The organism is Deinococcus taeanensis (assembly GCF_020229735.1).
Classification (GTDB): Bacteria; Deinococcota; Deinococci; order Deinococcales; family Deinococcaceae; genus Deinococcus; species Deinococcus taeanensis.
Genome location: NZ_CP083455.1, coordinates 2,714,251 through 2,722,500 on the forward strand (window position 1 = coordinate 2,714,251; position 8,250 = coordinate 2,722,500).

Genomic DNA, 8,250 nt, shown 5'->3' on the forward strand with positions numbered 1-8,250 from the left:
CGGCGCGGCGGACTTGCTGTGCTGCAAGTTCGCCGCGCCGGGGGTTGATTTCAGGCTGTCACTGCCCCTCCCACCTAGCGGCGGGGTGAATACGCACGTCGGGTCAGGCGCCTCATGGGTTCAGCATAGCAGGGGGCGGCCCCCGCTAGCATGCGGCCGTGAAGACGATTGAGGATCTGCGGTCCGCCTTTCCCCACGCCGGGCAGGTGGCGTGGCTTGGCCTGCGCCCGGCACGCCGCGCACCGGTGCAGCGCGTGGCCTGCGTGGAAGCGCACCCGCTGGTCGGGCTGATCGGAGATCACGGCAAACTGGCCCCGCCGCGGCTGACCGCCCTGACCGGCGCGGCGGGTGAGACCATCACGCGCGTCACCGCGCCGGCCGTGCCCGGCGGACCGGGTCGGCGGCAGGTCACGTTGATTCAAGCGGAGCACCTGCCCGTGATCGCCGCCCTCATGGGACGCGAGGTGCATGCCGGGGACCTGCGGCGCAACATTGCCGTGCGCGGCCTTCCGCTGCTAGCGCTGAAAGACCGGCGCTTCCAGATTGGTGAGGTGATCCTCGAGGGCACCGGGGAGTGCCATCCGTGCTCCCGCATGGAGGAAACGCTGGGCGAAGGAGGGTACAACGCCGTGCGGGGTCACGGTGGCCTCACGGCGCGCGTGGTGAGGGGCGGCGTGATCCGCGAGGGGGATGAGGTGCGGCCGCTGCCGTGACGCCTGGGCGCCGCTATGCTGGGCCCGGTATGGTCAGAGCTCCCGTTCGCGTTCTGAGCGCCGCGCGCCGCCGCCCCCTGTCGGGCACGTCTGGCTTCAGGCGGCTGATCGTGGACCCGGGCGTCCTGAGGTCATTCCCGTTCAGTCTGACGCTGTTCACTACCGCGACCGCACAGGCGGACGTCGCGTTCCGCGCGGCATTGGGGTCGCTGGACGAGGCGCACACCCCCAAAACTCTGAGCATCGCCGCTGCGGAACAGGCCGAAGTGCTGCGGGTCGGCCTGGCCCTGCTAATGATTCCGTTCGGGCTGCCGGCGCTTTGTGTGGGGCGCATGCACAACGTGCCTGCCTGGCTGCACCTGAAATCCTCCGATGGCCTGAAGCAGAAACTGTTCGAGATTGTGATCGTAGCGTTGTCCGTGAAGTTCTTCAGTGAGGCGCTGAAATGCGAGGGCGGCAGTGGCAACCTGGCGGACGGCGCAGCCAGCGCTGCCGTCATGCTGGCTGTGTGCGTCTGTTCGGTCATGCTGTCCCGTCAGGGCGGCAGGCAGTGGCTGGAGGATCATGCCCAGCCTTGACGACCGGCTGCAGGCGGTCCTGAAACTCGTGCAGGCGGACACCCACGCGGATATCGGCAGCGATCACGCGCACCTGCCGATCCAACTGCTGCGTGAGGGTCGTGTGCGGCGCGGTGTGATCGTGGAACTGAACCCGGGACCGCTCGCGCACGCGCAGCAGAACGTCACCCTTGCCGGTCTGGATAGGCAGCTGGAGGTCCGCGCCGGCAATGGCCTCGCCCCTCTGGCCGCGGGTGAGGTGGAGAGTGCCAGCATCACTGGAATGGGCGCCCTGACGATGCTGGGCATCCTGACACGTGAACCCGGGCGCGTGCCGCCCGCGCTGGTGCTGCAGCCGAACGATAACCCGGAACCGCTGCGCCGCTGGGCGTGGGAACACGGGTTTCACGTGGTGGCTGAGGTGCTGGCCCAGGGGTTCTGGCGGTACCCGGTGGTGCGGCTGGAGCGGCGGGCCGGCCCGGACCCCGCCTATTCAGAAGTGCCTGTGGGCGCCGCACTCCGGTACGGTCCGCTGCTGCTGCGCCGGGGCGAGACGCTGATCCGGGCGCAGGTGCAGGCGGACCTGGCGCGGCTGGCGCCGCTGGCCCGGCCCGGGCGGACCGCTCTGCGAGACTTTCAGGTGGCTCAGACCGCTGCGGAGTGGCTCAGGAGGGTTGACTCGCTTCCCCGGTGAGGCGGGGGGGCAGGGGGCTTACCGGCGCGGGCGGGCGCACGGGTCGGCACCTGTGATGGCGGTCCATGCCGGACACCTGCGCTGCCTTCCCCGCCCAACGGCGATGAGCGTCGCGCGAGGGCGTCTTCTCCGGGCACCCAATGCCGAAGAGGCCGGAGCGGGTGGCTCCGGCCTCTTCAGGTGCCTTGCCGCTTTACCGGGCGACTTCCACAGCGCGGCTCTCACGGACCACGGTCACCTGCACCTGCCCGGGGTATTCCATGTCCTGCTCCACGCGTCCGGCAATTTCACGTGCCAGCAGCGTGGCCTGGGCGTCTGTGACCTTGTCCGGCTGCACAATCACGCGCACCTCCCGCCCAGCCTGAATGGCGTACGCCTGCTGCACGCCAGGGAAGGACACGGCAATCTGTTCCAGCTGTTCCAGCCGGCGCACGTAGGATTCCAGCTCCTCGCGCCGCGCCCCGGGCCGCGCGGCACTGATGGCGTCTGCCGCCGCGACCAGCACGGAGTACAGCGTCTCGCCGTTTTCAGGGTCGTGGTGATGGGCGATCGCGTCAATCACTTCGACCGGCTCTCCGAAACGCCGGGCGAGGTTGATTCCGATTTCCACGTGTGTGCCATCAATTTCGCGGTCGATGCTCTTGCCCACGTCGTGCATCAAACCGGCGCGGCGGGCCATGGCGGCGTCCAGGCCCAGTTCGCCGGCCATGATGCCGGTCAGGTGCGCCACCTGAATGGAGTGCTTCAGGACGTTCTGACCGTAGCTGGTACGGAAGTACATGCGGCCCAGCAACTGCACCAGGCCCGGTTTGATGCCGACCACGCCGGCCTCGATGGCGGCTTCCTCCCCCTGGGCGTGCATGAAGACCTTCATCTCCTCCTGCGCCTTGTGCACCATCTCCTCAATGCGGGTGGGGTGGATGCGGCCGTCGGCCACCAGGGCGTCCAGCACGTGCCGGGCCACCTCGCGCCGCACGGGGTTGAACGAGGAGAGAATCACGGCTTCAGGGGTGTCGTCGATGATCAGGTCCACGCCGGTAAGCGCTTCGAAGGCGCGGATGTTGCGGCCCTCGCGGCCGATCAGCCGGCCTTTCATGGCGTCGTTGGGAATGGGCACCACTGAGACGCTCAGGGCGGCGCTGGTTTCGGAGGCGCTGCGCTGAATGGCCTGGGCAATCACGTGCCGCGCGGAGCGTTTGGCTTCGGCAGAGGCGCGTTCCTGCATCGCTTTTACGCGCACCGCCTTCTCTTCTTCAAGCTCGGCGTCCAGCCGGCCGAGAATTTCAGCACGCGCCGCTTCTGGGGACAGGCTGGCGATTTCGTAGAGTTTGAGGTCCGCCTGGTGGGCGCGGGCCGTGAGGTCGGCTTCCTGCTCGGTCATCAGGCGGGCGCGGTCCTCAAGGCGTTCTTCCAGGGCGTCGAGTTTCTCGCCCCGGGCGTCGAGCTGCTCGGCGCGCCGGTTGAGGCGTTCGATTTCGCGTTTGAGTTCGTCTCTCTCCCGCCTGGTTTCCTGCCGGTCGGAGGCGAGGGCTTCGCGTTCGCGCTGCGCGTCCTGCTTGGTCTGGGCGCGCTCGGCATCGAGCTGGGCACGGAGCGTGGCGATCTGCTCACGCTGGCCGTCAAGCTGGGCGAGGTGAACGTGAAGCTGCGCTTCGCGTTCGGCGGCGTCCTGGGTTCTTCGGCTGGCGTCCTGCCTGGCCTGGTCGGCCTCTGCCCGCAGGGTGCGCGCGTCGGCTTCTGCCTGCGCGCGGATGCGGTCCGCTTCAGTGCGGGCCTCCTGCTGGAGCCGGTCATCGACCTCGGCCCGCTGCTGCGCGCCGCGTGACTGCCCCGCCAGGAACCCCCCGACCAACCCGAGCAGCAGCGCCACAATGATCCAGATGATCGTCATGAGGGCTCCTTTCGGTGTGTTGTATGAGGCCCGCGCCCTGTCAATGGCCCGCGCCCCGAGGTGGAGAACTGGGTGTGAACGTCCATGGTGAGTGTGTCGGGGACGTTCGCCCCAAGTGTAGCGGGAAAGGTCGCCGGGAAGGGCAGGGACCGCGTGCGGAGGCCCGGCGCGTCACACAGCAGAACACCCCCGCCACGGGGGCGGGGGTGCCGGCATCCTCATTGGATTTACTTCGCGGCGTGCACCACGAGTTTCATGGGGATGGTGACTTCGGGGTGGGCGCGGTAGGCGATGTCGTACTCGCCGATTTCCTTGACGGTCTTCGGCATGTCGATGCGGCGCTTGTCCACGTCGAAGCCCAGGGTGTCGAGCGCGCCGGCCACGTCGGCGTGGGTCACGGCGCCGTAGATCTTGCCTTCGCCGGCGCGGACGCTGAGTTCCACGGCGACGCCGTTCAGGCGGCTGGCGAGGTCCTCGGCGCTGGCCTTCTCGGCGGCCAGGGTTTTCTGGCGCGAGCGGACGCGGGCTTCGAGGCTTTTCATGTTGCTCGTGGTGGCGGGGGCGGCGATGCCCTGAGGAATCAGCCAGTTGCGGGCGTAGCCGTCCTTGACGCTGACGATATCGCCGGTTTTGCCGAGCTTGCCGGGTTCAAGAAGAATGACCTGCATCGTTATTCTCCTTATTTCCGGACGAGCTTCTCGGTGTAGGGCAGCAGGGCCAGCTGGCGGGCGATCTTGATCGTCTGCGCAATGCGGCGCTGGTGCTTGGCCGAGAGGCCCGTGCGGCGGCGAGGAAGGATCTTGCCCGTATCACTCACGAAACGGCGCAGCATCTTCACGTCTTTGTAGTCGGTGATTTCCAGTTCCCCGATGGAGAACGGATCGACCTTGGGCTTGCGGGGACGCTTGGGTCCCTTGCCGCGCGGCTTGCGCTCGGCGCTGTTGGTCTGGGTCATGTGTTAGTCCTTGAAATCTGCGTTCCGGGTCCCCATGAAAGGGGGAGGACTTCAGAACGGCAGGTCTTCTTCATCCGGTGGGAAATCGTCGAGACCTTGGTCAATATCTAAGCCGCCCGAACGGGTCCCCGTGTTCGCTGCCCGGCTCGGCTGGCTGTAGCCGCCGCTCTGGGAGCGCGCCGCACTGCTCGCGGTCTGCGTGCGAGGTCCGGCGGGGGTGGCTGCAGGGCTACCGGTGCCTGCGCCTCGGGACAGGGCTTCGACTCGCGTCGCCTCTATTTTGGTGCTGTTGCGTTTGTTACCGTCTCGGTCGGTCCACGCTTCGTTGACCAGTCGGCCCCGGACGAGCACAGGGTCACCCTTGCGGAGTTCTTTCATGCTCTCGGCAAGGTCGCGCCACAGTGTTACGTCGATCCAGTGGGTCTTCTCCTGCTTCTGGCCTTGCCGGTCGTTCCAGGTCTCGTTCACGGCCAGGCCGAGTCCAAGCACGGCGTCGCCGGCGGGGGTGTAGCGCAGTTCGGGGTCGCGGGTAACGTTCCCGATGAGAATGACTTCGTTCATGCCGCTGCCCATTCGAACGCCGCCTCCGGCGTCCTGAACAAGTTCGGGGGTGTACCCGAGCTGTTCCATGCGCAGGGCTTTCACGCGGACCATGCTGCGTTTGCCGCCTTCAGGGGCTTCCCACTGGCTGTACTCCAGGCTGCCTTCAACCATCACGGCGTCGCCGCCTTTCAGGTTGCGTTCGGCCTGCCACTCGGCAGGTTTACCGAGAATGGAGACGCGGTGGTACCAGGGGAGTTTGCGTTCCCGGCCGTCGTTGCCGATCAGGTGATCTTCACCGGCAATGGTGGCTTCGAACACGGCGGTGCCGCTGGGGGTGTAGCGCAGTTCGGGATCGCGGGCGAGTGCGCCGATCAGGTAAACGTGGTTCATGCCTCGGGCCATGACTGGGTCTCCTTTGTTGCTGGCGAAAGTACTTGAGCTTCTGACTGGCTGGCGGGTTTGGCCCTTGCGGGTTGACCGTACGATAACAAACCCGACCGTTTACGTCAATGGCGTAAAAGGATCAGGCTTTCTTGGTCTTCCACTCCGGGCGGTCCTTGACCACCAGGACGCGGCGCACGTGGTCACGCAGGCGCAGGGTGGTGGCGATGTCCTTTTCAGGGTTACCGGCCGCCTTGATGGTGTACATCAGGTAATAGCCCTCGCGGTCCTTGTTCACGGCGTAGGCGAGACGGCGGTTGCCGAGCTCGTCCAGGGTGCTGATTTCCGCGCCCGCGTTCTTCACAGTGGTTTCGATGTAGTCCTTCTCGATGCCCACCTGCTCAGCGCTGAGGTTCGGGTTCAGGATCAGGTTCAGGTCGTACTGGTTCATGATTCACCTCCTTCTTGCCGCCCACGGCCAAGGTCAGGCCTCGCCAGGCAGCGCAACTCACCACGTTACCAGATCCAGCCCGCAAGTGCCAGTCGCCAGCCAGCGTATGCGCCGCCGCATCACAGCTTCTACGCTGAGGCATGACTGAACCTGCCCCGCCACCCGTTCAGGGCCTCCTCGACGTGCTGCGCGAAGCGGTCGAAGGTGGCCGCCCTGGTCACGGGACTGCCTTCGTGGACGGCACCAAAGCCGACGGCAGCGGCAACCATGGCCTGCTGGCGACCCTCGACCACCTGAGCGCCGCGCAGGCCAGCCAGAGTGTTCTGGGCACAACCATCGCTGCGCACGCCGCGCACACTGCCTATCACCTGGAGGTTATCATCCGCTGGGAGCGTGACGGCGACCGAGGCCCCTTTGACTGGCCCGGCAGCTTCCAGCCGGCCCAGGTCGACGAGGCTGCCTGGACCGAACAACGCCGCCGGCTGCGTGCCGCCTACAATGAGGTTCTTCACTTTGTCGAAACCCAACGGGACCAGCCGCTGACTGAGGATCTATTGGGCGGCCTCAGCGGCGCGGTCGCGCACGTCGCCTACCACCTGGGCGCCATCCGTCAGCTTCTCAAGGGCGCACAGTGAGCCGAGAGGTCAGAGGCGGCTGGACCCTCCGGCCCTACACGCCTGCCGACGCGTCTGCCTTCGCTGCCCTGCAGTCGCTGGGTGGCCGCGCCACCACAGCCGGAGATCTCCTGAGCGGCGACGCCCGGCGGCCCCCAGCTGACCTGCTACGCCGGCGTCTGCTGGTCACCCAGGACGGCACCGTCCTGGGTGGATCGCAGGTGCGGACCTTCGCCTTTGTGCCCCCAGATCACCTGCAGGCCGCGGTCCTGGTTCACCCGGCCGCCCGGGCGCAGGGCGCAGGAGAAATCCTGTGGGCTGATCTTCATCAGGCCGCCCGGGACGCTGGCGCCCTTGGGCTGAGCGCCGATGTGCCCGATACGGATCCCAGTGCATTGAGCTGGGCGCAGCGCCGGGGCTTTCAGGTGCATGCCCACCGCTTCGCCTCCGAACTGAACCTGACGGCCTTCGACCCCGCACCTTTTCAGGAATCCTTAGCAGGTGCGCGGGTGCAGGGCGTTACGTTCACTGACCTCCGCGGAGCGGACCAGACGGTTGTGGACCGTTACCTGCACTTCGTGGCCGACCGGCTCATCGAAACTCCGGACCTGGCTGGCCAGCCGCGCTGGTCGGCCGACCAGGTGCGGGCCATGCTGCGCCTGACGCACGACCCGCGCCCGGACTGGCTGATCCTGGCGGTTGGCCCGGACGGCACCTGGCTGGGCACCACGGCCCTTGTGCGCTTCCCAAGCCTGCCCTTCGTGTACAACGAACTGACCGCCATGCACCCCGCCGCGCGTGGCCGCGGACTCGCTCTTCCCCTGAAACTGCAGATTGTGGAACGCGCACGCGCCGAGGGGTACGCCGCCATGCGGACGAACAATCACGCCCGCAACGCCCCCATGCTGGCCGTGAACCGTCGGCTGGGCTTCAAGCACCTCAACGGCCGGTTCGAAGTGCGCCGCCCGCTCTGAGACTCAGCTTTTGCGCCGGCGGAAGGGGTTCCAGCGGGCACCACTTTTCCCGTCTGGTTCGGTGGGCGTGTCCGGCGTCACGCCCGGGCCCGGGCGCACCAGGCCGTGACGCCCGGCCGGACGCGTCACCTCCACCTCCGTTTTTGGTTCCGGTTCGTACACTTCGTCCGCTGGCGTCTCCCCCAGGGCGCTGAGCAGAGCCCGCCGAAGCTGGTCTGCGGTGGGGCGGTCACCGGCCCGCTTCGCCAGTGCCAGTTCCGCCAGTCGGGCCACAGAGCGGGACAACGTGGGCTTCAGCATGGTCAGCGACGCCGGGAAGCGGGTCATGTGCGCCACCATCAGTTCCTCGTAGGTGTTGCCCTGATAGGGCCGCTCACCGGTGAGCAGCTCATACGTCATGATGCCCAGGCTGTACACGTCACTGGCGCTGCTGCTGCCCTCGCCGCGGTAGATCTCCGGGGCCATGTAATACGGGCT

Annotated in this window: 11 protein-coding genes (1 of these 11 only partly in view); 5 read left to right on the forward strand and 6 right to left on the reverse strand. The window is 67.2% G+C overall.

The genetic code is table 11. The annotated features are described in order from the left end of the window. Positions 1–158 precede the first annotated feature (158 nt). Genes LAJ19_RS13070 through LAJ19_RS13080 form a run of 3 tightly spaced genes read left to right on the forward strand, consistent with a single transcriptional unit; the run spans position 159 to position 1,964 of the window. Complete coding sequence (locus LAJ19_RS13070) at positions 159–713, forward strand: MOSC domain-containing protein (RefSeq protein ID WP_225476185.1); 555 nt, start codon at positions 159–161, stop codon at positions 711–713. Positions 714–742: 29 nt separating this feature from the next. Then, positions 743–1,291, forward strand: a complete 549-nt coding sequence (locus LAJ19_RS13075) for a YqhA family protein (RefSeq protein ID WP_225476186.1) — start codon at positions 743–745, stop codon at positions 1,289–1,291. Continuing rightward, positions 1,278–1,964: a tRNA (adenine(22)-N(1))-methyltransferase gene (locus LAJ19_RS13080; protein ID WP_225476187.1), complete on the forward strand. Its 687-nt coding sequence runs from the start codon at positions 1,278–1,280 to the stop codon at positions 1,962–1,964. The genes LAJ19_RS13075 and LAJ19_RS13080 overlap by 14 nt, the downstream gene beginning before the upstream one ends. A gap of 193 nt (positions 1,965–2,157) precedes the next feature. Here the strand turns inward: LAJ19_RS13080 and rny are convergent, their stop codons facing one another. From rny to rpsF, 5 genes are all read right to left on the reverse strand, one after another. Beyond that, positions 2,158–3,855 carry a ribonuclease Y gene (rny, locus tag LAJ19_RS13085; RefSeq protein ID WP_225476188.1) on the reverse strand — a complete coding sequence of 566 codons (1,698 nt, stop codon included), beginning with the start codon at positions 3,853–3,855 and terminating at the stop codon, positions 2,158–2,160. Positions 3,856–4,082: 227 nt separating this feature from the next. Beyond that, on the reverse strand, positions 4,083–4,523 hold the full coding sequence (gene rplI / locus LAJ19_RS13090) for a 50S ribosomal protein L9 (protein ID WP_225476189.1): 441 nt from the start codon (positions 4,521–4,523) through the stop codon (positions 4,083–4,085). Between the two features lie 11 nt (positions 4,524–4,534). Next, positions 4,535–4,810 carry a 30S ribosomal protein S18 gene (gene rpsR, locus LAJ19_RS13095; protein WP_046843750.1) on the reverse strand — a complete coding sequence of 92 codons (276 nt, stop codon included), beginning with the start codon at positions 4,808–4,810 and terminating at the stop codon, positions 4,535–4,537. Between the two features lie 51 nt (positions 4,811–4,861). Further along, the gene (locus tag LAJ19_RS13100) at positions 4,862–5,755 is read right to left on the reverse strand and encodes a single-stranded DNA-binding protein (RefSeq protein ID WP_225476190.1); all 894 of its coding nucleotides are present in this window, start codon (positions 5,753–5,755) and stop codon (positions 4,862–4,864) included. A 121-nt stretch (positions 5,756–5,876) separates the two neighbouring features. Further along, complete coding sequence (gene rpsF / locus LAJ19_RS13105) at positions 5,877–6,185, reverse strand: 30S ribosomal protein S6 (protein ID WP_225476191.1); 309 nt, start codon at positions 6,183–6,185, stop codon at positions 5,877–5,879. 140 nt (positions 6,186–6,325) lie between these two features. Between rpsF and LAJ19_RS13110 the strand changes: the two genes are divergently transcribed. Both LAJ19_RS13110 and LAJ19_RS13115 read left to right on the forward strand, forming a co-directional pair. After that, positions 6,326–6,820, forward strand: a complete 495-nt coding sequence (locus LAJ19_RS13110) for a DinB family protein (RefSeq protein ID WP_225476192.1) — start codon at positions 6,326–6,328, stop codon at positions 6,818–6,820. Continuing rightward, complete coding sequence (locus LAJ19_RS13115; protein ID WP_225476193.1) at positions 6,817–7,773, forward strand: GNAT family N-acetyltransferase; 957 nt, start codon at positions 6,817–6,819, stop codon at positions 7,771–7,773. The genes LAJ19_RS13110 and LAJ19_RS13115 overlap by 4 nt, the downstream gene beginning before the upstream one ends. 3 nt (positions 7,774–7,776) lie before the next feature. On the opposite strand, the gene LAJ19_RS13120 is transcribed toward LAJ19_RS13115, so the two are convergent. After that, on the reverse strand, positions 7,777–8,250 hold the 3' portion of the coding sequence (locus tag LAJ19_RS13120; protein ID WP_225476194.1) for a serine/threonine-protein kinase. Its footprint extends 501 nt past the window's final position; 474 of the gene's 975 nt are visible here — the last part of the coding sequence; the start codon falls outside the window, past its right edge; it ends in the stop codon at positions 7,777–7,779.